Source organism: Noviherbaspirillum malthae (assembly GCF_015352985.1).
GTDB classification, from domain to species: domain Bacteria; phylum Pseudomonadota; class Gammaproteobacteria; order Burkholderiales; family Burkholderiaceae_D; genus Noviherbaspirillum; species Noviherbaspirillum malthae.
Genome location: NZ_JACYXF010000001.1, coordinates 23,823 through 44,830 on the forward strand (window position 1 = coordinate 23,823; position 21,008 = coordinate 44,830).

At 61.5% G+C, this 21,008-nt stretch carries 18 protein-coding genes; 10 read left to right on the plus strand and 8 right to left on the minus strand.

Going from position 1 to position 21,008, the window contains the following annotated elements; translation table 11 throughout:
* Positions 1-3 precede the first annotated feature (3 nt).
* The 3 genes from slmA to pabB all read left to right on the plus strand — a co-directional run bounded on the left by slmA (position 4) and on the right by pabB (position 3,823).
* Positions 4-579: a nucleoid occlusion factor SlmA gene (slmA, locus tag IGW03_RS00150; RefSeq protein WP_194720495.1), complete on the plus strand. Its 576-nt coding sequence runs from the start codon at positions 4-6 to the stop codon at positions 577-579.
* A 436-nt stretch (positions 580-1,015) separates the two neighbouring features.
* Positions 1,016-1,909, plus strand: a complete 894-nt coding sequence (locus tag IGW03_RS00155; protein ID WP_194720496.1) for a DMT family transporter — start codon at positions 1,016-1,018, stop codon at positions 1,907-1,909.
* A gap of 66 nt (positions 1,910-1,975) precedes the next feature.
* Entirely contained in the window at positions 1,976-3,823 is a 1,848-nt protein-coding gene (pabB, locus tag IGW03_RS00160; RefSeq protein WP_228534840.1) for an aminodeoxychorismate synthase component I, read from the plus strand.
* Here pabB and IGW03_RS00165 read toward each other — a convergent pair.
* The 3 genes from IGW03_RS00165 to IGW03_RS00175 all read right to left on the minus strand — a co-directional run bounded on the left by IGW03_RS00165 (position 3,797) and on the right by IGW03_RS00175 (position 6,878).
* A complete protein-coding gene (locus IGW03_RS00165; protein ID WP_194720497.1) occupies positions 3,797-4,699 on the minus strand; it encodes a DMT family transporter in 903 nt (300 codons plus the stop codon). The genes pabB and IGW03_RS00165 overlap by 27 nt on opposite strands.
* 95 nt (positions 4,700-4,794) lie before the next feature.
* Positions 4,795-5,991, minus strand: a complete 1,197-nt coding sequence (locus IGW03_RS00170) for a YbfB/YjiJ family MFS transporter (RefSeq protein WP_194720498.1) — start codon at positions 5,989-5,991, stop codon at positions 4,795-4,797.
* Positions 5,988-6,878, minus strand: coding sequence for a DMT family transporter (locus IGW03_RS00175; RefSeq protein WP_194720499.1), 891 nt, complete (start codon positions 6,876-6,878; stop codon positions 5,988-5,990). The genes IGW03_RS00170 and IGW03_RS00175 overlap by 4 nt, the downstream gene beginning before the upstream one ends.
* A 187-nt stretch (positions 6,879-7,065) precedes the next feature.
* Here IGW03_RS00175 and IGW03_RS00180 point away from each other — a divergent pair, with 187 nt between their 5' ends.
* Positions 7,066-7,479 carry a hypothetical protein gene (locus tag IGW03_RS00180; protein WP_194720500.1) on the plus strand — a complete coding sequence of 138 codons (414 nt, stop codon included), beginning with the start codon at positions 7,066-7,068 and terminating at the stop codon, positions 7,477-7,479.
* 38 nt (positions 7,480-7,517) lie between these two features.
* Here IGW03_RS00180 and IGW03_RS00185 read toward each other — a convergent pair whose 3' ends face one another.
* Entirely contained in the window at positions 7,518-11,552 is a 4,035-nt protein-coding gene (locus tag IGW03_RS00185; protein ID WP_194720501.1) for a hypothetical protein, read from the minus strand.
* Positions 11,553-11,836: 284 nt separating this feature from the next.
* Here IGW03_RS00185 and IGW03_RS00190 point away from each other — a divergent pair, with 284 nt between their 5' ends.
* From IGW03_RS00190 to IGW03_RS00200, 3 genes are all read left to right on the plus strand, one after another.
* Entirely contained in the window at positions 11,837-12,631 is a 795-nt protein-coding gene (locus tag IGW03_RS00190) for a cystine ABC transporter substrate-binding protein (RefSeq protein WP_194721162.1), read from the plus strand.
* Between the two features lie 303 nt (positions 12,632-12,934).
* The gene (locus IGW03_RS00195; RefSeq protein ID WP_194720502.1) at positions 12,935-13,588 is read left to right on the plus strand and encodes an amino acid ABC transporter permease; all 654 of its coding nucleotides are present in this window, start codon (positions 12,935-12,937) and stop codon (positions 13,586-13,588) included.
* A gap of 52 nt (positions 13,589-13,640) precedes the next feature.
* Complete coding sequence (locus IGW03_RS00200; RefSeq protein ID WP_194720503.1) at positions 13,641-14,789, plus strand: trans-sulfuration enzyme family protein; 1,149 nt, start codon at positions 13,641-13,643, stop codon at positions 14,787-14,789.
* Here the strand turns inward: IGW03_RS00200 and IGW03_RS00205 are convergent.
* From IGW03_RS00205 to gpmA, 4 genes are all read right to left on the minus strand, one after another.
* Positions 14,775-15,587 carry a HesA/MoeB/ThiF family protein gene (locus IGW03_RS00205; protein WP_194720504.1) on the minus strand — a complete coding sequence of 271 codons (813 nt, stop codon included), beginning with the start codon at positions 15,585-15,587 and terminating at the stop codon, positions 14,775-14,777. The genes IGW03_RS00200 and IGW03_RS00205 overlap by 15 nt on opposite strands.
* 178 nt (positions 15,588-15,765) lie before the next feature.
* Positions 15,766-17,244 (minus strand): S41 family peptidase, encoded by a 1,479-nt coding sequence (locus tag IGW03_RS00210; RefSeq protein ID WP_194720505.1) that lies wholly within the window; start codon positions 17,242-17,244, stop codon positions 15,766-15,768.
* 3 nt (positions 17,245-17,247) lie between these two features.
* Entirely contained in the window at positions 17,248-18,600 is a 1,353-nt protein-coding gene (locus IGW03_RS00215) for a murein hydrolase activator EnvC family protein (RefSeq protein WP_194721163.1), read from the minus strand.
* Positions 18,601-18,779: 179 nt separating this feature from the next.
* Positions 18,780-19,526 carry a 2,3-diphosphoglycerate-dependent phosphoglycerate mutase gene (gene gpmA / locus IGW03_RS00220; RefSeq protein WP_194720506.1) on the minus strand — a complete coding sequence of 249 codons (747 nt, stop codon included), beginning with the start codon at positions 19,524-19,526 and terminating at the stop codon, positions 18,780-18,782.
* A 110-nt stretch (positions 19,527-19,636) separates the two neighbouring features.
* Here gpmA and IGW03_RS00225 point away from each other — a divergent pair, with 110 nt between their 5' ends.
* From IGW03_RS00225 to secB, 3 genes are all read left to right on the plus strand, one after another.
* The gene (locus IGW03_RS00225) at positions 19,637-20,038 is read left to right on the plus strand and encodes a rhodanese-like domain-containing protein (protein WP_194720507.1); all 402 of its coding nucleotides are present in this window, start codon (positions 19,637-19,639) and stop codon (positions 20,036-20,038) included.
* A 13-nt stretch (positions 20,039-20,051) separates the two neighbouring features.
* Positions 20,052-20,333 carry a glutaredoxin 3 gene (gene grxC, locus IGW03_RS00230; protein WP_194720508.1) on the plus strand — a complete coding sequence of 94 codons (282 nt, stop codon included), beginning with the start codon at positions 20,052-20,054 and terminating at the stop codon, positions 20,331-20,333.
* A 115-nt stretch (positions 20,334-20,448) separates the two neighbouring features.
* Positions 20,449-20,952, plus strand: coding sequence for a protein-export chaperone SecB (gene secB, locus IGW03_RS00235; protein ID WP_194720509.1), 504 nt, complete (start codon positions 20,449-20,451; stop codon positions 20,950-20,952).
* Positions 20,953-21,008: the final 56 nt, after the last annotated feature.

The window sequence follows — 21,008 nt, forward strand, 5'->3', positions numbered from 1 at the left end:
CCTATGGCTACGACAAAACCGGGCGAACGCAAGCTTCAGATTCTCCAGACACTCGCGCAGATGCTGGAGCAGCCGAAGGGGGAAAAGATCACGACTGCCGCGCTGGCGGCCAGGCTGGAGGTATCGGAGGCCGCGCTCTACCGGCACTTCGCCAGCAAGGCGCAGATGTTCGAGGGCCTCATCGAGTTCATCGAAACCTCGGTGTTCGGCCTGATCAACCAGATCAGCGAACAGCAGGAAAACGGCCTGTCGCAGGCCCAGGCCATCACCGGCATGCTGCTCAATTTCGCCGAGCGCAATCCCGGCATGACCCGCGTGCTGATCGGCGATGCGCTGGTCAATGAAGACGAGCGCCTGCAGCTGCGCATGAATCAGTTCATCGAAAGGGTGGAGCTGGCGCTGCGGCAGTCGCTGAAACTGGCGGCGACCCAGGGGGAGACCAGCGACCTGGACGCGGCCAACCGGGCCAACCTGATCGCCTGCATGGTGGTGGGGCGCTGGCACCGGTTTGCCAAGAGCGGGTTCAAGCAGGTTCCGACGGATAATCTGCAGGGGCAGCTTGCGGTGTTGCTGGTTTGAGGGGCTCAGAGTTCGGCCGCGAGAGCCCTGAGCCGCTTAATGCTTAAAGAATGCTCCTTCCCCTTCAAAGGGACGTAGCAGGGGTTTCGCAACGCATGTGTTGCGCCTGCGAAGTCGGAGTGGCTTGCAAGCCGCGAGGTGGAAGCTTGGGATGGGGATGGGTGTATCTGCGTGAGCTTAACCCATCCCCACCCTAACCCTCCCCTTGAAGGGGAGGGAACCCCAATGCCTTGACGAATTGTGGTGTGTCGCCATCAAACACTTCCATACTTTTACCGGCCCTGACCAAATTTCCTTCCGCCCCACCCCCTCCCAGCCCCCTCCGCACATACGTCATTCGGACCCCTGCAGCAAAATCCGAATCTCATTACACTGCGAGCCTCCTATACTCGGGAACGCCCGCCGCCATGCGGCTGCCTCTCACAGACAACAACCCATGACGCCTTCCAACAAATTCCCTGCACTCGCCTTCGCTTCGCTGCTCCTGGGCGGCATGGCCATCGGCTTCGCCGGCATTTTCATGCGGCTGTCCGACGTCAACCCGATCGCGTCCGCCTTCTGGCGCATGGCGCTGGCCGCGCCCATCCTGTGGGCATGGGCATTCGCCGTGCGCAGGCAGGATGTGGCCGCCGGCAAGCGCACCGGCTTTGCCGCCTCGCTGGTGCTGGCCGGGATCTACTTCGCCGCCGACATGGGCCTGTGGCATCTGTCGCTGCATTACACGACGGTGGCCAATGCGACGCTGCTGTCGAACTTCGCACCCATCTTCATCGCCCTGTGGATGTGGCTCGCCTACAAGGTGCGCTTTGCCCGCGTCTTCGTGGTCGGCATGGTGTTCGCGCTGGTGGGCGCGGTCATGCTGGTGGGGCCGAATGCGGCGGGCAACGGCCCGGCGCAGGGCGACCTGAAACTGATCGGCGACGGGCTGGGCCTGGCCAGCGCGATTTTCTACGCGGCCTATCAGCTGGTGGTCAAGGATGCGCGCAGCCAGTATTCCACCGCGCGCCTGATGGCCTGGAGCACCACCATCACCGGGCTGGCCCTGCTGCCGTTTGCGCTGATGTCGCCGGGCGGCTTCTTCCCGGCGCAGCTGTCGGGCTGGCTGCCGCTGCTGGCGCTGGCGGTGGTGGCGCAGATCGGCGGTCAGACCGTGATTGCCTATGCGCTGGCGCATCTGCCGGCGTCGCTGTCGTCGGTGAGCCTGCTGATCCAGCCGCTGACCGCCGCCGTGGCCGCATGGCTGATCTTCCAGGAGACGATAGGGCCGGTGCAGATGCTGGGCGGCGCCTTGCTGCTGTTCGGCATCTATCTGTCCAAGCGCGGCAGCTGATGCGCCGGCGAGCGGGTAAGGCGGCCGTACAATAGCGCCTTGCCCTGCACTGCAACAGAGATTTCCTTGGCTTCCGACTCCCTTCCCGCCTTGCCTTCATCCGGTCTTTCCGATTGCTATGCGCTGCTCGACGACAGCAGCGCGGCCGCAGGCGAAGCCCGTTCGCGCCTCTACACCGGGCATGCGGAAACCCTGATTTGCGAAAACGCCGCGCACTTGCCTGCCATGCTGGAGAGCCTGCAGCAGGCGCTGCGGCAAGGCCTGCATGCGGTGGGGTTGTTCAGCTACGAACTTGGTGCAGCCATGCAGGGCATCGAGGGGCGTGAAGGCGCCGGCAAGCCGGCGCAGGTGTTGCTGTTCTCGCGCTGCGAGCTGCTGACCGGCGAGCAGGTCGAGCAGTGGCTGGCGCAAAAGGATGACGCATCGCCGGCCGGCATTGCCGGCGCACGGCACGGCATCGACGAGCAGGCTTTCGGCGAGGCGATCGCGCGCATCCATGCCTATATCGAAGCGGGCGACACCTACCAGATCAATTACACCTACCGCATCCGTTTCGATGCCTACGGTTCGCCGGTTGCGCTTTACCGCAGGCTGCGCGCCCGCCAGCCCGTGCCCTATGGTGCACTAATCGGATTGCCCGACGGATCGAGCGTGCTGTCGCTGTCGCCCGAACTCTTCGTGCGGCATGAACGCGGCCTGCTCACCGCGCGCCCGATGAAGGGCACGGCGCCGGCGAGCGACGATGTTCAACGCGATGCGCAGCGCGCCGAGGCGCTTGCCGCAGACGAAAAGAACCGCGCCGAAAACCTGATGATCGTCGACCTGCTGCGCAACGACCTGGCGCGCATCGCCCGGGTCGGCAGCGTGCGGGTGCCGGCGCTGTTCCAGGTCGAGCGCTACCGCAGCGTGCTGCAGATGACTTCCACCGTGCAGGCCGAACTGCGGCCCGGCACGCGGCTGATGGAGGTGTTCGACGCCATCTATCCCTGCGGTTCGATCACCGGCGCGCCGAAGCGGCGCACCATGCAGATCATCCGAGAACTCGAAGCCGAGCCACGCGGCCTGTACACCGGCGCGATCGGCTGGTTCGACACCTGTGCGCCGGATCAGGACATGGGCGACTTCTGCCTGTCGGTCCCCATTCGCACGCTGGTGCTGCAGCCCGAACGCGACGACGGCATGCGCAGCGGGGAAATGGGCGTCGGCGCCGGCATCGTGCATGACAGCGTTGCTGCCGACGAATACCAGGAATGCAGGCTCAAGGCACGCTTCCTGACGGGGCTGCCGAATGCGTTCTCGCTGTTTGAAACCATGCATGCCGGCCGGGAGGCGGGCATACGGCATCTCGACCGGCATTTGCATCGCCTGCAGGCGTCAGCCGCTTATTTCGGTTTCGGCTGGAACGAGCAGGGCATCCGCGCAGCGCTCGAGCAGGCCTGCGCCGGTCTGCCGGAGGGCAGCCACAGGCTGCGCCTCGCGCTGGCGCAGGACGGAACGTGGGAGATCCGCAGCGGGGCGCTCGCGCCGCTGCCGGACAGAGTCAACATCCTGCTCGCACCGCAGCCGACACGCTCGACCGATCTCTTCCTGCGCCACAAGACGACATGCCGCACCGCCTATGATGCCGCATGGCAGGCCGCCGAAGCGCAGGGCGCATTCGACATGCTGTTCTTCAATGAAAAGGGCGAACTCACCGAAGGCGGGCGCAGCAATGTCTTCGTCAGGCTCGACGGCCGCTGGCTGACGCCGCCGCTGTCCTGCGGCCTGCTGCCCGGCGTGATGCGAAGCGTGCTGATCGAGGAATTGCAGGCAGACGAACGAGCCATCAGCCTGCGCGACCTGGAACGCGCGCAGGAAGTGATCGTCTGCAATGCGCTGCGCGGCGCGCTAGCTGCCGACCTCGTCCGGCACTGATGCCGACGAAGGCTTGGGCGCGGGCTGGAACACCACCAGCCAGGTGGCCAGCACTACCAGCGCGCAGCCGATCAGGGTATTTGCATTGATCGCTTCGCCGAGAAAGATCGCTCCCCAGGCCAGCGCGAACAGCGGGATCAGGAAGGTCACCGTCAATGCCTTGGTCGGGCCGAGATCGGCAATCAGCCGGAAATAGATGAAGTAGGCCACCGCGCTGCACAGCAGGGCCAGCAGCGCCGCTATCACCACGACGAAGGGCGTGACCGTTCCGGGCACCGACGAGGCGCCCGCAAAGGGCAGCAGCACCAGCGCAGCGCCCAGCTGTGAACCGGTGGCCATCTGCGGCGGCGCGATGCCCGCCGACTTTTTCTTGGAATAGGCGCCGGCGATGCCGTAGCACACTGCAGCGCCGACGCAGGCCAGCGCGGCCAGCAAGACTTGCGGCGTGAAGGCCACCGGCCCCAGCCGCACCAGGAAGGCAACGCCCGCCACCCCAATCACCAGACCTGCCAGCTTGCGCGCGTTCATGCGCTCGCCGAGCACCAGCGCCCCGACCAGCGCGCCCCACAGCGGACTGGTGGCATTGACGATCGCAGAGTAGCCGGCAGGCAGCGTCATCGCGGCGAAGGAAAACAGCGAGAAGGGCAGCGCGGAATTGAGGATGCCGAGCATCAGGTACTGTTTCCAGTGCCTGCCGAAATTCATGCCCTGGTGCGTCAGCAGCATGTAGGCCAGCATCGCGATGCCGGCCAGTGCCACCCGCGTTTCCGCCGTCCAGAACGCGCCCAGCACCGGCGCGACGATGCGCATGAAAAGAAAGGAAGCGCCCCAGATGGCGGCGAGAATCAGAAGGCGGGTGAGATCGGCACTACGCATGGCAACTCCGTTTGAACAGGTGCACAGCATAGGCCAAAGCGATCCGTCGCGCTGGCCGGATTCGGACACCGCAGCGATGGCCTTGATTGCCGGCGCTATGCCGCCAATGCCCGCTGGCGCGACGCCAGCAATGCGCCCAGCACCAGCGCGCCGGCGGAAAACATCAGGCCGCGCTCCAGTCCGCCGGCGGCATCGGAGATCCAGCCGACGATGGTGGGGCCGACGATCTGTCCGAAGGCAAACACGGTGGTGAAGCCGCTGATGCCCGACGACCAGGATGGCGGCGGCAGGTTGTGCCGCACCAGCGCGGTGGTCGATGCCACCACCGACAGGAAGACCGCGCCGAACAGGATGCCGGATGCAAACACCGCCGCGGGCGCATGCGAGAGCACCGGCAGCAGGGTAGCCGCCGCCAGCAGTGCGTTGAGGATGGCGAGCGGCTGTCCGCCCTTGAAACGGTCCAGCATGCCGGCCCAGATGCGCGACGAGGCCACCACCGCCAGGCCGAGGCAGGCATAGAACACCGTAATGGCGGTCTGCTGCATGCCCTGTTCACGCAGCAAGGCAATAACGAAGGTCATGTAGCCGATATAGCCGACGCCGAACATGAAATAGCCGGCCAGCCCGAAGGCGAATTTGCGGACGCTGAAGCCGCCCTGGCTGCCGGCCGCCGCCGGCGCGCCGTCGATGCTGCGTGCCGGCAGGCTCATCGCCAGCGTCATCAGCAGGCATAGCGCGCCCAGCGCCAGCCACGCCCATTGCCAAGCATGCGCGCGGGCTTGTGCCGCTGCCGCACCGATCGCCGCAGGCACCAGCAGCGCGGCGAACACGATGCCGAAGCCGGTGCCGCCGTAATACAGCCCGATCAGGAACCCGGCGCGTTTCGGATGCAGCGCGCCGAGCCGCGCCGCCAGCACGCCGCCGGAAATGAAGATGAAGGCGCTCGCCACGCCGGCCAGCACCCGCTGCACCAGCAGCAGCGAGGCTTCGACGACGAAGCCCGACATCAGCATGAACAGCGCGGTCAGCACGGCGCCGCCGATGAGGGCAGCCTGCGCGCCGAAGCGGCGCATCAGCGCCGGCGTCACCAGCGCGCCGAGGAAATAGCCGAAGGCGTTGGCGGTGTTCATCGCGCCGGCCAGCAGGTACGACCAGTCGAGATCGTCCCGCATCGGCGGCAGCAGCAAGGCATAGGAAAAGCGCGACAGGCCGAGCGAGATGGCCGCCCCCAGCGAGATGCCCAGCGCCGCGAGCAGGGGGCTGCGTTCGGCAAGGCCCGGGCGCGCCGTCATGATTTGCGCGGCAGGGATTTGGCGTGCGACGACGTCAGCACCAGGCCCATTGCCAGCAGCACCACGATGCCGCCGACCAGGGTCGACCAGCCTACCGATTCGCCGAGGAAGATGAAAGCCCACAGCATGCTGAACAGCGGGATCAGGAAGGACACGCACATCGCCCGTGTCGGTCCGACTTTGACGATGAGCGGAATGAAGATCGCCTGCGCCAGGCCCGACGACAGCAATGACATCGCCGCGATGCAGGCCAGCGCCAGGCCGGAAGGCATGGCCGGCGGCAGCGAGAAGGGCAGGGCCGGCAGCATGATCATGCCGCCCAGCGCCAGCGAGCCGGTCGCCATCGCGATCGGGTGGATGCCGCCCGGCTTGCCGGTCTTCTGCACGATGATGCTCGACATCGCATACGACGCGGCCGCGGCCAGGCAGGCGGCGATCGCCAGCAGCGTGGATGCGCGCATCGCCACCGTGCCGATGCCCACCAGGATGCCCACGCCCACGATGCCGAGCAGTAGTCCGGCCAGCTTGCGCAGCGTCAGCGCCTCTTCCAGCCAGATCACGGAAAACACGGCGCCGAACAGCGGCGCGGTGGCGTTGAGCACCGCCGAGTGCGCGGCCGGCAGATGCAATGCGGCGAAGGAGAAGCAGGAAAACGGAATGACGCCGGCGAACAGCCCGACGATGGCAAAGGGCTTGAAGTTGCGGCGCCAGTCCATGCGCACGCCGGTGGCATAGGCGAATGCCAGCAGCGCCGCTCCCGCCAGGCCGGTACGCAATGCGGCTGTCAGCATCGGACCGGTTTCGGGCACGGCGATGCGCAGGAAGATGAAGGAGCCGCCCCAGATCGCGGACAGGAATACCAGCTTGGCAAGGTCGGGTGGGGACATGGAGGCAAGGCAACGTTGGGAAGGCCGGTCGATTGTAGCATCGGCCCTTGCATGGCGTCGGCACGTCCGGTCGTCGTTTTTTATTGAGCTTGCACAAGCCGAAGTCAGGCCATGTCGGCCGGTTGACACAAGCCAAAGAGACCTTGCCTGAAAAACAAAATAATCACGGCAAGGGAGATGAACATTCATGCTTAGCTCAAGACGCCTTGCCGATCTGGTGACGATGGTACTGGTTGCGATTCCGCTGTTCGGCTGCGGTGATGCGGTGACCGGAGAAGCGCGCGACAGCCGCCAGTCACGTACCGCTTCTGGCGCGCTGTCGCACACATCAGTCGACGTTGGAGAAGCGCAGGACTTCACGCCCGAGGATGCCGCGATGATGAACCGCATCAGCCGCATCGAAGGGCGTCATTTCGATCTGTACCGGCATTACCGCGGGATTGCCGCACGCCAGATGCATGTGGCGGCGGACGACGATGACGAAGTCGATGACGACAATGCGGACGGTGCGTTGCGGCAGGCCGTCATCAGCTTTTCCGCATCGAGTCTGAGCCAGGCCTTGAACGGCTGTTCGATGCGGGCGCTGCTGATGCTCGATTGAGTACCAATGAGCGCCACCGGCATGGATTGAATCGCATGTCAGGCAGTTTGACTACCGCTACCGTCATCGACCCCGGCGGAGGATGCAGGCCGGTCTCTCTTCGTGAGCACGCGGCGATCGTTGCCCAGATTCCTGATCCGCGTTTCGAATCCGTACTCGGTCTTGGTGGCGCGATGCCGTGACAGGTTGTGGATTGCCCGCGTATTTTCGACGATCCGGATGAACCAGTCGAGAACCGGCCGGCCTTGGTCGCTGCAGTAGTAATCGATGCGCTTTTGCAGCGTATCCCAACCGGTGATTGTGTCTTTCACTTGATTCCAATCCTGTCCAGACGGGAAATGCGGTGCAGCGACAGGCGTCCGCAGGCTGGGCGGCACCATGAACGGATCGGCGCGTTCTCCGGTCCCGCTTCTTGCATGGAATGTCGAGCCCGGCGCATGATGCTTCGCCTCGCGCGCGATCTCGGCCACTCGGCGGAAGGGTTCTTCTTGCGAGCTGCTGTCATAGTAGCGGTGGAACTCGTTCTCGAAGCGAGAGTTATCCGGGTTGTTTCCGCTTTGCTCCGTTTGTCCAGCCGGTGTTTCTGAGTGAAGGTAGTCAAGGTAATCGTCAATCAGTCTCGGTATCATGCTGCCGATCCCGAAGTAACTCTCCGCGACCCAGGTGCCACCATGGTTCACTAAAATAGCTTCATGCCATGGCTTGCCGGAGTCGGCACTCCCTGTAAAAATTGCTCTGAGCACTTCGTTTTCATCGGCGCCATGCTCCGCTGCGATAGAGGCCGCGCGTTTCATCACACGCTCAAGTTTCTTGTGTTGCAGCATCAGATAGCTGATATCCGCCCCCATGTATTCCGTTACGACATTCTGCAAGGTGTGCTGCCGGTTCAGGCCAAGCGAGGTAACGCCGCCTGGATGAGGCAATGGAATGCCGATGGAAGCTCCGCCTGACTTCTGATCATGCACCTGCATGAACTGCAGACGAAAATCCGATACGGCGGCATTGGGAAACCTTCTCAGCCGTCCGGTCACTCCGGCGCCGGCAGAAACATTCCATACCGTTCCCTGCAATTGTTCGACAAGCGAAGCCTGCTGCCGCGCCCAATCATCCGCCTTGGATGATTTGGAATATATCCTCTTCAGTCCCGTCATCAACGCAGTGACCAGCGCTTCCCCAATAACCGGAGCGCCGGCCGTCAAGGTAATCTTGAATTCGATGAATTGCCCTTGCCGGCTGGGATTGATCTGCGAGTCCGCATGCTGGAGCCGCAAGCGTATTGCGCCCGTCACCGTGCCGGCCGCATTGCTGATGCTGTACCCTTCCATGCTTCCGCCGGCTTGCTCCGCTGCAGACTCGAAGATGTTAAGCGACAAGCCGCCGCTTCCGGATACCTGGGCAATGACATTATGCCGCTGCGAGGTACCGCGATCTTCAAGGGTATTGTCAAGCAGGAATACGCTCTCTCTCTTCATTGGCAGGCCTGTCTGGTTGAGCGCCATTTTCATCTTCATGTAAGCGGTATCTGCATCATGGATCGCTCGTGCACAATCATTTCGTTGCGGAGGTTCCAGCCCAGTGTCTAGCTGTGTCATCCTGCGCTTGGCAATTGCCAGATAAATGCCGGCGAGGCCGAGCGCGAGACCGATGGCATCGTGGCTCGCAGCAATGAATGCGTCAGGGTTTTTCAATGCCGCCTGCATTCCGGGCGGATAGCCTGGCGTTCCATCAACAGCACCCCAGACAGTGCTGTTGATGTCATTAAATGCCTCTTGCCTAAGCTGGGTGAGTTTGGGAAGTACCGTCTTGTAAGTGAAGTGGTCGGGTTTTGCCGCGATGTGCGCGGCGGAGTTCATGAAGTCGATGTAAGTCTGATGCAGTCCGGCGCAATATTTTTCAAGAGCGTTGATTCTTTGCTTTGCCCCTTCCACGTTTTGCGGTCCCGCAATGGCTGTGCGAAAGCAGTCGGGAATATCGGCATCCGGACCGTAATAATGCTGATCAGTGTTCGACAAGCTCAACTTGTCTTCGGATGGCACACCGAACTGCTCATTCACTTTCCGGTAGAGATGCATGCGAGGACTATTTCCTCGCTTGGCATTGATCTGGTTGACGAGCTTGAAGGTAAGCGCCATATCGGCGTGATAATCCGGATCGAGGAGCCTGTTGGAGGGCTCCACATTCCGCAGATGGAATTGGGCAGTATTGGCACTGAGAGTGACCGCGCCCCCGGCGCCTGTGCTTGCACCCGTTGCAATGCCATGGAACTTGCTCATTCCCGCCGTTGCCGCAATCCGATAGTTCCGGTATGGGGCCTTGCCGTAACCAAGTGGGTCGGAATCTGGAATGGTCGCACCCAGGAAATCCGGAAAGCCCTCGTTCCTGGCAATGCGCTCGGACGGAGATGGAAAGGCCTGTTTGACAAGCTCCGAGAAAACGCCCGGCTGCTGCGTACCGGACACTTCATTGGCATTCGACGGTTGCGAGGAGCGACTCAAACCATCAAGAGCCTCTGCATGGAGATGCAACAGCGTTTGGTTAACCCCCTTGCTGATCTTGTTATCGCTTAGATAGTGAGGCTTGTCGGATTCTTCGGTATGGATGCGGCCGAGTAATGCACGCTCAAGAGTTTGCCGTGAGCTCCTGAGCCGTGTGATCGCTTCACGCATGCGCGGTGCGGCGGACTGCATCAACAGGCGGTTTGCCGGGTGATTGGCATCGTGGTTCAGTACCAGCCTCAGTATCTCTTCCATCGAGTCGGTTTCGAAGTACACACTGCCTGCTTCGGCACTGATCGAGGCTTGCAGCCCCATGAGCCAGCTCCCCGGCCCGGTAGCGGATAGGCTGCCGCCATAGCCGTTCCAGTAGTTGGCATCCCGGTCGTCATCGAACCAGAAGGTTTTGTTGCGGCTTGCACCAGCACCCACGCCGGCAGGGCCGAAATCGTGGCTGATGCCCAGGCCCGCATCGTCCGCGAGCATGCTGCGCGACATGTAATCGATGGTCGGAACGCTGTTCTCCATTCTCGCCAGTTCCCGTGCAGCCCAGTTTTTTGCCAGCGATGGCGCAGCGGCAGACAAGGCAGTGCGCTTGAGCTGAACCAGGTTCGAAGCCATGGCGGCATAAAACCGGCGTGCATTTGCATCAGGGTGCTGTCCTGTCCCCAGCATACTTTTTCCAGCCAAAGTGTAGGCCATGTCGGCGGCGGCGGCGATATGGTCCCTGATCGCCAGGTTCGGCGTAATGACATTGCCTTCGGCTTCATCCGGAGGAATTGCCTTGATGGCTTCAAGCTGGCTGAACAGGTCTTGCCGCTGTTTCTGCGTTTGTTTGTTGTCGCCATCAATCGAGTCAAGTACGGCGGTGCAAGCATCGGTGAACCGGTCGACGAATCCGTGGAGTTGGGTACGGTCATACATTCCGTCTGCAGTGATGACTGCGCCTTGCTCAGCCGGCGGTGTTCCGGAATCGAGAGGGAAGGGACGGGATGCAGTTGTTTCGCTAGCTCCTTTGTCTCGAACGGACAGCGGCTTCAATGAAGAATCGGCGGTTTTCTTTTTTTCGACGGATATGCCGTGAAGAGAGGCTTCTCCGTCTTGCTGCGGCCCTTCGTTGGAGATTGATTGCGGTGGTACCCGGGATGCAGCAAGCGGAGCGTAATCTCTTTCAACGCGATGTTCTTCTGCACTGCCCGTCATCGGGCGCATGTTAGTCAATTCATCCCAATTTGTCGGCAAAGGTTCACCGAAATCAAGTATTTCTGGTAGTACAAATTCATCGGCTCTGGTCGAGGATGTTGAAGCGGGGGAGGATGCTGTCTCTCTGGCCTGTACCGCGACAGGGGAACTTGCAGAACGAGAACTCGATTTGTGTCGCATGAAGAAGCGGCTTAAATTCTTGCCCGACTTGGCACTTTTGTCGGGACGTTTTTTCTGGCGTGGTAACTGTGGAGAAGGGGGCGTTAAGCCTGGACTGAACGAAGCATGGCCGTCGTCTGCGGGCTCTTGCTCTCGCGTGCTGCGCTTGGCCAGACTGGTGATGGTTGATAACCAAAGAGTGGAAGTTCCTAATTTCATTATTGAATGCTCGATAAGCGTTAAAGAATTTTCTGGAAGCAGGCGCGTGTAACGTCCGGATCCGAATGGCTTGTGTGGCACTGCAAATGAGGCGGTTCCAGAAGGTTTTTGCATAAGCACAATCGGTTTTCGTCATTAAATGAGCTTGGTGGTCAAGCATCGAATTCGCCGGAAAGGGCATGTCGATATGCAAATAAATTTGTTGTCATGTATCGATTGCTTTCCCTAGAATGTAGTTTTTATAAATAAAAATTTCTTCATAGGGGGTAGCTTTGTTAAATCGTATGCGTAGTGGGGTGATGAAGTGCTTGTTCGCCATTGGTTTTACGGCAGCCGCAATGCAAGCGTCCGCAGCGGATTTGCTGGAAACCGCAAAAGCGCGCGGCACGCTGAAAATTGCTCTTGAAGGCACCTTCCCTCCATTCAATTTCAAAGACGCCGCGACCAATGAGCTGAGCGGTTTCGATGTCGATGTCGCCAAACTCATTGCTTCCAAGCTCGGACTCAAGCCCGAATTCATCACGGCCGAATGGAGCGGCATACTGGCTGGCCTGAGTGCCGGCAAATACGATGTCATCGTCAATCAGGTGGGCGTGACGCCGCAGCGGCAGGAGGTTTTCGACTTCTCCGAGCCCTACACCATCTCCAACCCTCAGCTCATCGTGCACCGGAACCAGCCATCCACGTTCAAGAGCCTGGAAGACCTGAAAGGGAAGAAGGTCGGCGTCGGACAGGGGACCAACTTCGAGCAGAAGGTCAAGGCAATCTCCGGCGTAGAGGTCAAGAGCTATCCGGGCGCACCGGAATACCTGCAAGACCTTGCATCAGGCCGCATCGACGCAGCGGTCAACGACAGCCTCATGGTGTCGTACCTGCTGAAGACATCCAGCCTGCCGCTCAAGGCCGGCGCCGTCGTGGGCGAGACTGAAAAGATGGCGATACCGTTCAAGAAGGGCAATCCGCAATTCAAGGCTGCCATCAACAAGGCGCTGGCGGAAGCCCTGGCCGACGGAAGCTTCAGCAAGATTTCCGTGAAATGGTTCGGCCGGGATGTCAGCAAGGCTCCGATCAGCCACTAGGCAGCTGAACTGAGGGTGGCCGACAGCGACGGCTCTTGTGCAAGCGGCCGGCACGCCTGTGTCTTGCATGGCGCAGGCCGCTGAACACATAGCGGTACGCAGCCCTTTTCAACGATGACCTGCTGCCCGCCCATCTACCCTTGAAGGTGGTAGATGGGCGCTTGGTCTTTTTCGCAAAGTCTTTCTGCAAAATCTTTTCCAGAGACTGATTGGCACACATGCGTATGACGTTCTTCGCATGCGCTTGCATTCGGCTTGCATTCTTCTCAGCCAGTCTCTTCGCAATACCTGATTGATGATCAAATGGATGTTTTAGAGTTGCTGCGCCTTGCGCTTCCCGTCATGTTGCGCGGCTTGGGCCAAACCCTGCTGTTCGCGCTGGCATCAATGTTCTTGGGCCTGGCGCTCGGATTCGCGCTTGCCATTGCCCGCATCACCGAGTGGAAGATCGTGCGCGGACTGGCGGCTGCCTATGTAAGCCTGATGCGCGGTACGCCGCTGCTGGTGCAGATCTTCGTGATCTATTACGGCTTGCCGGGCATAGGCATCGAATTCTCGCCGATCGGTGCAGGCATTCTTGCATTGAGCCTGAACGCAGGCGCGTATCTGTCGGAAAGCATTCGCGGCGCCGTGCTGGCTGTCCGTCGCGACCAGTGGGCTGCGAGCTACAGCCTTGGGCTGGGTTATGCCCAGACGCTGCGCTATATCGTCATTCCGCAAGCCCTGCGCAGCGCGGTGCCGGCCATCAGCAATACCCTGCTCAGCCTGATCAAGGATACGTCGCTGGTATCGGTCATCACTGTCGCGGAACTGATGCTGACGACCAAGGAAATGATTGCCGTTACCTTCCGCCCGTTGCCGCTCTACATGACGGCCGCGGTGATCTATTGGCTCATCAGCCTCGCTTTCGAAGCGCTTCAGCGCCGCATGGAGCGGCGGCTGCAGGCTTCCGCCTGACATTCCTTGCCGGATTGTCCGTTCCGCCTCCACCCTCTGAAAAGGAGTTCCCATGACTCATCCCGATACCTTGACTGTCCACGCCGGTTATACGCCGGACGCAACCGGCGCGGTCATGCCGCCCATTTATCTCTCCTCCACCTTCGCGCAGCAGGCGCCGGGCAAGCATGGCGGATTCGAATATGCGCGCAGTGGAAATCCGACCCGCCAGACACTGGAGCGAGCCCTTGCCGAACTGGAAGGCGGGGCCGCAGCGTTCGCGTTTGCATCGGGCCTGGCGGCCATCTCCACCGTACTCGAGCTGCTGAATGCCGGCGATGAAATCGTCGCGGTCGATGATCTGTATGGCGGTTCCTGGCGCTTGCTCGAGCGCGTGCGGACGCGTTCCGCCGGATTGAAGATCCGCTATGTGCCGGCCGGCGATACGGCTGCGATATGCGAGGCGATCACGCCCGCTACCAAACTGGTCTGGATCGAAGTGCCCACCAATCCGCTGCTGCAGATCGTGGATCTGGAGGCCATAGTGAATGCCGCCCGGAAGGCAGGCGCAATGACTGTCGCGGATGCCACCTTCGCAACGCCGTATCTGCTGCAGCCGATACGATACGGCTTTGATGTGGTTGTGCACTCCCTGACCAAATACCTGAACGGGCATTCCGATGTCGTCGGCGGAGCGGCGATCGTTCGTACGCCCGAACTGGCAGAGAGACTCGGCTATTTGCAGAATGCAGTGGGCGGCGTGCTGGATCCGTTTTCCAGTTTCCTCGTCGTGCGGGGATTGCGTACCTTGCCGTTGCGCATGCAGCAGCACTGCAGGAATGCACAGCAGATCGCGGCCTGGCTCGCGTCGCAGGCAGGCGTGCGTGAAGTGATCTATCCGGGCCTGGAATCCCATCCGCAGCACGAGTTGGCCAAGCGCCAGTTTCCTCAAGGTTTCGGCGGCATGATCTCGCTGCGCCTCGATACGGATGAAGCAGGCGTCCTGCGCTTCTTGTCCGGCCTGAAAATTTTTGCGCTGGCCGAAAGCCTGGGCGCGGTGGAGAGCCTCATCGCTCAGCCATGGACCATGAGTCATGGATCACTGCCAGAAGTCCAGCGCCTCGCGCGAAACATCGATCCCGGACTGCTGCGGCTATCGGTCGGGGTCGAACATGCGGATGATCTGGTTGCGGATTTGCGCAATGCGCTAACGCTGATTTGACTTTGATGACGCTCCGGCCGCCGCGTTGGCGTCAGCCGAATTGACAGCATGGTTCCTGCCGCATACGGAGCATGACGCGCCGCGCCCCACCCGTATGCTGTTCCATTCCATGCTGCGCGCATCGAGCAGCAGCAGCCGTCCTGCAAGCGATTCCCCGATGCCCGCAACCAGCTTCAATGCCTCCGCCGCCTGCATCGCACCGATGATGCCAACCAGCGGCGCGAATACGCCCATGGTCGAGCACAGCACTTCCTCGAATTGCTGGTCGGGCGGGAACAGGCAGGCATAGCAGGGCGCATCGTCGCGGCGCGTGTCGAATACCGAAATCTGGCCGTCGAAGCGGATCGCCGCGCCCGACACCAGCGGCACGCGATGTTCGACGCAGGCGCGGTTGACCGCGTGGCGGGTGGCGAAGTTGTCGCTGCAGTCGAGCACCACGCTGGCCCGGCTGACCAGTTCGGCAAGGCGCGCGCCCTCGATGCGCTCGGCCAGCGCGATCACTTCCACTTCCGGATTGATCTGCGCCAGCGTCTGCCGGCCCGATTCCACTTTCGGCAGGCCGACCCGTTCGGTGGTGTGCAGGATCTGGCGCTGCAGGTTGGTCAGGTCGACCGTGTCGTTGTCCACCAGCGTGATCTTCCCGATGCCGGCCGAGGCGAGATAGAACGCCGCCGGCGATCCCAGTCCGCCCGCGCCGATGATCAGCGCATGACCCGCGAGCAGTCTTTCCTGGCCCTCGATGCCAATCTCATCGAGCAGGATATGGCGGGAATAGCGGAGCAGCTGGTTGTCGTTCATGGGGTGCAAGAGGCGTAGGCAGATAACAGTCGCCGTAGCTTAGCATTTTTAACCCGGCGCAGCGGGGGTGCGGACCGATAGCCATCATGCGCGAGATAGCGTGCAGGGATGGAAAGGCCGCGCAAAAGAAAAGGCCGCATTGCTGCGGCCTTGTGCGGATTGTTACCGTGAAGACGGCTTATTTCTTGTCACCGTTTCCGGCGCCGTTTCCGTTGCCATTCTTCTTCTCATCGTTGATGGTGTTTTCCTTCTTGCTTTCCACCTTCGGTGCCTTGGACAGCTGCACCGGCAGTCCCTTCAGGTGGTTGAGCGCCTGGGCCAGCTGGAAGTCTTCCTTGCCGCCGAATTCCAGGGGCTTGCGCTTCTTTTCAAGTGCTGCAAGACGCTGTTCTTCCTCAAGCTCGTCAAGCTTGCGGGCGGCCTCGTCCTTTTCCTTGTCGTTCGACAGATGCTTGGTCAGGTCGGCTTCACGCAGGCGCAGGCCGTTCAGGCCGTCGCCGTCCGCGGTTTCATCGACCAGCAGGTCGGGGACGATGCCCTTGGCCTGGATCGCGCGGCCGTTCGGCGTGTAGTAGCGCGCTGTCGTCAGCTTGACGGCGGTATCGGCCGACAGCTGGCGGATGGTCTGCACCGAGCCCTTGCCGAAGGTTTGCGTGCCCATGATGGTGGCGCGCTTGTAGTCCTGCAGCGCGCCGGCGACGATTTCAGATGCGGAAGCGGAGCCGGTATTGACCAGCACTACCATCGGCACCTTCTTGATCGCATCGGGCAGCTTGGCCAGCGGGTCGCCGGTCGAGATACGCGACGAGGTGTAGGCATCGCGGCGCGCGTAATAGGTCTGCTTGGAATCCGGCAGCTGGCCGTTGGTCGAGACGATAGGCACATCCTTCGGCAGGAAGGCGGCCGACACGCCGATCGCGCCCGGCAGCACGCCGCCCGGATCGTTGCGCAGGTCCAGCACCAGGCCTTTCAGGTTCGGCTCCTGCGCATAGATGGCATTGATCCTCTTGACCATGTCGTCCACGGTCGGCTCCTGGAACTGCGCAACGCGCAGCCAGGCATATCCGGGCTCGACCACTTTGGACTTGACGCTCTGCACGCGGATTTCCTGGCGCACGATGGTAACGATGACCGGGCGGTCTTCATCCTTGCGGGCGATGGTCAGCGTAATTTTGGTGTTGGGCTCGCCGCGCATGCGCTTGACCGCTTCGTCGAGTGTCAGTCCCTTGACCGGGGTCGAATCGAGACGGGTAATGAGGTCGCCCGCTTTCAGGCCGGCCTTGAATGCCGGCGAGTCCTCGATCGGGGAAATGACCTTGACGTAGCCGTCTTCCATGCCGACCTCGATGCCGAGGCCGACGAACTTGCCCTGCGTGCCTTCACGCAATTCCTTGAATGCCTTCTTGTCCAGATAGGCGGAATGCGGGTCGAGGGAAGCGACCATGCCTGATATCGCCTCGGTAAGCAGCTTCTTGTCTTCGACCGCCTCGACATAATCGGTCTTGATCAGCCCGAACACCTCGGATAGCTGGCGCAGTTCCTCGAGCGGCAGCGGGGCGCCGCTCTTCTGTGCGCTTGCCTCGAATTGCATCGAACCTGCGATGCCAGCTACCACGCCTAATCCGATAAGGCCAAAGTTCTTCAGTTTGCTGCTCATGTGTCACCTAAAAGTAATCCACCCGGAGGGATCGATGGCGCGGCCCTGATGCCGCATTTCAAAGTATAAACCCGATTGTTCGTTGCCGCCGCTGTTGCCGGCGCTGGCGATGGTGTCGCCGGTTTTGACGATATCGCCGGCATGTTTCAGCACGGCATGATTGTTGCCGTAGACTGTCATGTACTGGCCGCCGTGATCGATGATGACGAGGTTGCCGAATCCGCGGAGCCACTCCGCAAACACCACTTGGCCTCCGGCAACTGCCTTGATTTCGGCGCCTTCGGGCGCGCGGATGAACAAGCCTTTCCAGCTTGGTCCGTCGTTCCGCTTGCTGCCGAATTTTGCAATGAGATCCCCTTTTACCGGCAGCCTCAGCTGCCCGCGCAGTCCGCTGAAAGCACGCGACGCGCCACCGTCTTGGACGGTGGGCTCGGGCGTGAGTTCATTTCGCCCCAACAATTTCGATGGCGGTTCGTCGTCATCAATTGCATCAGGATTGGGTTTCGGGGTTTTGACGGAGCTCACCTTTGCGTTCGCCTCGGCCTCCTTTTTCGCCTTGGCCCGAGCCAGCTGTTCCCTGGCCAGCCGCTCCTGCCGCTCTTTATGCTCCTGGCGGCGCTTTTCCAGCGCGGCGGCTTCCGCCTTGCGTTGTTCCTCGATCAACTTCGCCAGCTTGTCGACCAGGCCGCCGAGGCGCTGCTCGTCCCGCTCGATATTGCCGGCTTCCTTGCGCTGCACGGCAAGCTTGCCGGAAAGCTGGGTCAGCAGCGCGGCGCGCCTTGTCTTTTCCTTTTCGAGCACCAGCTTCTGTTCGCGCTGCTCGGCCGCGATCTTTTCCAGTTCCTGCCGGGCTTCCTGGGTCGCGGTCTTGTTGGCTTCGACCGCAGCCAGGTTCGCGCGCAGCGAATCGATCAGACGCGCCTGCGCCTGCGAGACGTAGCCCATGTACTGCAGTTCGCGGTTGATGCGGTTCGGATTGTCGCCCGAGAGCAGCAGCTTGATGCGGTCCTCGTTGCCCGCGACATACTGGTCGCGCAGCAGGCGGGCCAGGCGCTTCTGCTGGCTGTCGATCAGCCTGGTCAGCCGGTTGTGTTCCTCGGTGAGCTTGGCCAGCTTGGCTTCGGTGGCGCGCTGGTCGGCATCCAGGCCGTACAGGGCGCGGTTGGCCTCGGAAATCGCCGCTTCGGTCTGCGACAGGGCGTCGGCGGCGTGCCCCTTGGCAGCCTCGGTCTGGGTAATGTCGCGCTTGAGCGTGCTGAGCTTCTTTTGCAGTTCGGCGCGCTCTTCCTCGGCGGCGCGCTTCTGCCTGGCGCGCTCGGTGAGCTTTTCGGCATGCGCCGGCGTGGCCCCCGGCATGCTCAGGCTGCCCAGGGCAATGGCGAATCCGATCACGGGAAGAAAACGACGGCGAGGTCTGCGGTGCTGCGTGAACAATCTGACTTCCTCGGCTTTTAGTGATGCGGTGCGATTGAAACGCGCCCTGCGCGCATGCCGAATCGGGCATGCGCGCAGGGTGGATTGCTGGTTTGCTTGGATTACTTGGACTTGCCCTGGCTGGCGACGGCTTTCATCGCCGCCTCGATGGCAGCGGCGTCACCCAGGTAGTAGCTCTTGATCGGCTTGAGGTCGGCGTCGAGTTCATACACCAGCGGCTGGCCGTTGGGGATGTTGAGGCCGACGATGTCTTCGTCGCTGATGCCGTCCAGGCTTTTGATCAGCGCGCGCAGGCTGTTGCCGTGGGCGGAAATGATGATTTTCTTGCCCGAGCGGATGGCCGGCGCGATCGATTCATCCCAGGCCGGCATCACGCGCGCGACCGTGTCCTTCAGGCATTCGGTGAGCGGAATCTGTTCCTTCGACAGGCCTGCGTAGCGAGGGTCGTCGTAGGACGTGCGGGGATCGTTCGGCTCCAGCGGATTGGGCGGCGTGTCGTAGCTGCGGCGCCATACCAGCACCTGCTCGTCGCCGTACTTGGCCGCGGTCTCCGCCTTGTTCAGGCCCTGCAGCGCGCCGTAGTGGCGCTCGTTCAGGCGCCAGTCGTGCTCGACCGGCAGCCACATCAGGTCCATTTCGTCGAGGGTCAGCCACAGGGTGCGGATGGCGCGCTTGAGCACCGAAGTATAGGCAAGGTCGAACGTGAAGCCGGCTTCCTTGAGGATCTTGCCGGCCTGGCGCGCTTCATTGATTCCTTTTTCGGTGAGGTCCACGTCGGTCCAGCCGGTGAAGCGGTTTTCCAGGTTCCAGGTGGATTCGCCGTGGCGCATCAATACGATTTTGTACATGTTGAATTTGATAAAGAAGTGAGAGAGTGTGCTGCCGAGTTTTGAAATCCTAATTCGGCTTCTATTTTATAATGTTGGGATTGCTTAAAACCATTGAACCCAGGAGTAGCGTGAAATTTCTGATTGACAACATTTGGCTGATCGGCATCGCCCTGATTTCCGGAGGCGCCCTGTTATGGCCAAACCTGCAGCGCCGCGGCAGCAAAGTAACGACCTTGCAGGCGACCCAGATGATCAACCAGGGCAATGCGGTGGTCGTTGATGTGCGCGATCCGGCCGCGTTTGCCGCCGGGCACTTGCGTGATGCCAAGAACATCCCGCTCAAGGAACTGTCGAACCGCGTAAGCGAGCTCGACAAGGCCAAGACCAAGCCCGTAATTGCTGTCTGCCAGTCGGGCGTGCAGTCGGCCAAGGCGGCCGCGCAGCTCAAGAAGGCCGGCTTCAACGAAGCCGTCAGCCTCGACGGCGGCGTTGCGGCCTGGCAGGCGCAAGGCCTGCCGATTGCCAAGTGATGGAGCAATGACTATGACCGAACAAGCGAACCAGCATGCACCTGTCTTGATGTACAGCACCGGCGTCTGCCCGTTTTGCGTGATGGCGGAGAACCTGCTGAAGAAGAAGGGCGTTTCCAACATCGAAAAGATCCGCGTCGATCTCGAACCCGAGCGCCGCGCCGAGATGATGCAGAAGACCGGGCGGCGCACCGTGCCGCAGATCTACATCGGCGACACCCATGTCGGCGGCTTCGACGACCTGAGCGCGCTCGAGCACGCAGGCAAGCTCGACCAGTTGCTTGCTGCTGCCTGATACGGCATCATCCGCAGCGTTCAGCCGCATTTGAATATCAAGCAAGTCACAGGATAAGGACGGCAGGTTCGCCGTCCTTTTTCTTCCTACTCTTCCTACCTAACGAAAGCAGCCCATGTCCGACCAAAACCAACAGCCCGTATTCCAGATCCAGCGTGTTTACCTGAAGGACCTGTCGCTGGAGCAGCCGAATTCCCCGGCCATTTTCCTGGAACAGGAAGCCCCGAGCATTGAAGTCGCCGTCGACGTCGGCGCCGAGGCGCTCGCGGAAACCATCTTCGAGTCGACCGTCACCATCACCGTCACCGCCAAGATCAAGGACAAGGTCGCTTTCCTGGTCGAAGGCAAGCAGGCCGGCATTTTCGAAGCCGCCAACATCCCGCCGGAACAGCTCGACCCGCTGCTCGGCATCGGCTGCCCGAACATCATCTATCCCTACCTGCGCGCCAATATCGCCGACATGATCACCCGCGCCGGCTTCCCTCCTGTGCACCTGGCCGAAATCAATTTCGAGGCCTTCTACCAGCAGCGCCTGCAGGCCCTGGCGGAACAGCAGCAACAGCAGCCGCAGGGTTCCGGCCTTGTCATGCCCGACGGCACTGCTGCGCGCCCGCAGTAAGGCGAACGGAATGGGGCAGGCGCGCCGCTGCAATAGCGAAGCGGCGCGCCTGCCGG

What these genes read in the sequence shown, in the direction of transcription:
- IGW03_RS00180 (WP_194720500.1), top strand. Translation starts at nt 7,066, where the DNA reads ATGCTTAGCTCAAGACGCCTTGCCGATCTGGTGACGATGGTACTGGTT.
- grxC (WP_194720508.1), top strand. Translation starts at nt 20,052, where the DNA reads ATGACCGAACAAGCGAACCAGCATGCACCTGTCTTGATGTACAGCACC.
- IGW03_RS00185 (WP_194720501.1), bottom strand. Translation starts at nt 11,552, where the DNA reads ATGAAATTAGGAACTTCCACTCTTTGGTTATCAACCATCACCAGTCTG.
- secB (WP_194720509.1), top strand. Translation starts at nt 20,449, where the DNA reads ATGTCCGACCAAAACCAACAGCCCGTATTCCAGATCCAGCGTGTTTAC.
- IGW03_RS00215 (WP_194721163.1), bottom strand. Translation starts at nt 18,600, where the DNA reads ATGCCGGGGGCCACGCCGGCGCATGCCGAAAAGCTCACCGAGCGCGCC.
- slmA (WP_194720495.1), top strand. Translation starts at nt 4, where the DNA reads ATGGCTACGACAAAACCGGGCGAACGCAAGCTTCAGATTCTCCAGACA.
- IGW03_RS00210 (WP_194720505.1), bottom strand. Translation starts at nt 17,244, where the DNA reads ATGAGCAGCAAACTGAAGAACTTTGGCCTTATCGGATTAGGCGTGGTA.
- IGW03_RS00175 (WP_194720499.1), bottom strand. Translation starts at nt 6,878, where the DNA reads ATGTCCCCACCCGACCTTGCCAAGCTGGTATTCCTGTCCGCGATCTGG.
- IGW03_RS00200 (WP_194720503.1), top strand. Translation starts at nt 13,641, where the DNA reads ATGACTCATCCCGATACCTTGACTGTCCACGCCGGTTATACGCCGGAC.
- IGW03_RS00155 (WP_194720496.1), top strand. Translation starts at nt 1,016, where the DNA reads ATGACGCCTTCCAACAAATTCCCTGCACTCGCCTTCGCTTCGCTGCTC.
- IGW03_RS00190 (WP_194721162.1), top strand. Translation starts at nt 11,837, where the DNA reads ATGCGTAGTGGGGTGATGAAGTGCTTGTTCGCCATTGGTTTTACGGCA.
- IGW03_RS00165 (WP_194720497.1), bottom strand. Translation starts at nt 4,699, where the DNA reads ATGCGTAGTGCCGATCTCACCCGCCTTCTGATTCTCGCCGCCATCTGG.
- IGW03_RS00170 (WP_194720498.1), bottom strand. Translation starts at nt 5,991, where the DNA reads ATGACGGCGCGCCCGGGCCTTGCCGAACGCAGCCCCCTGCTCGCGGCG.
- gpmA (WP_194720506.1), bottom strand. Translation starts at nt 19,526, where the DNA reads ATGTACAAAATCGTATTGATGCGCCACGGCGAATCCACCTGGAACCTG.
- IGW03_RS00205 (WP_194720504.1), bottom strand. Translation starts at nt 15,587, where the DNA reads ATGAACGACAACCAGCTGCTCCGCTATTCCCGCCATATCCTGCTCGAT.
- IGW03_RS00195 (WP_194720502.1), top strand. Translation starts at nt 12,935, where the DNA reads ATGGATGTTTTAGAGTTGCTGCGCCTTGCGCTTCCCGTCATGTTGCGC.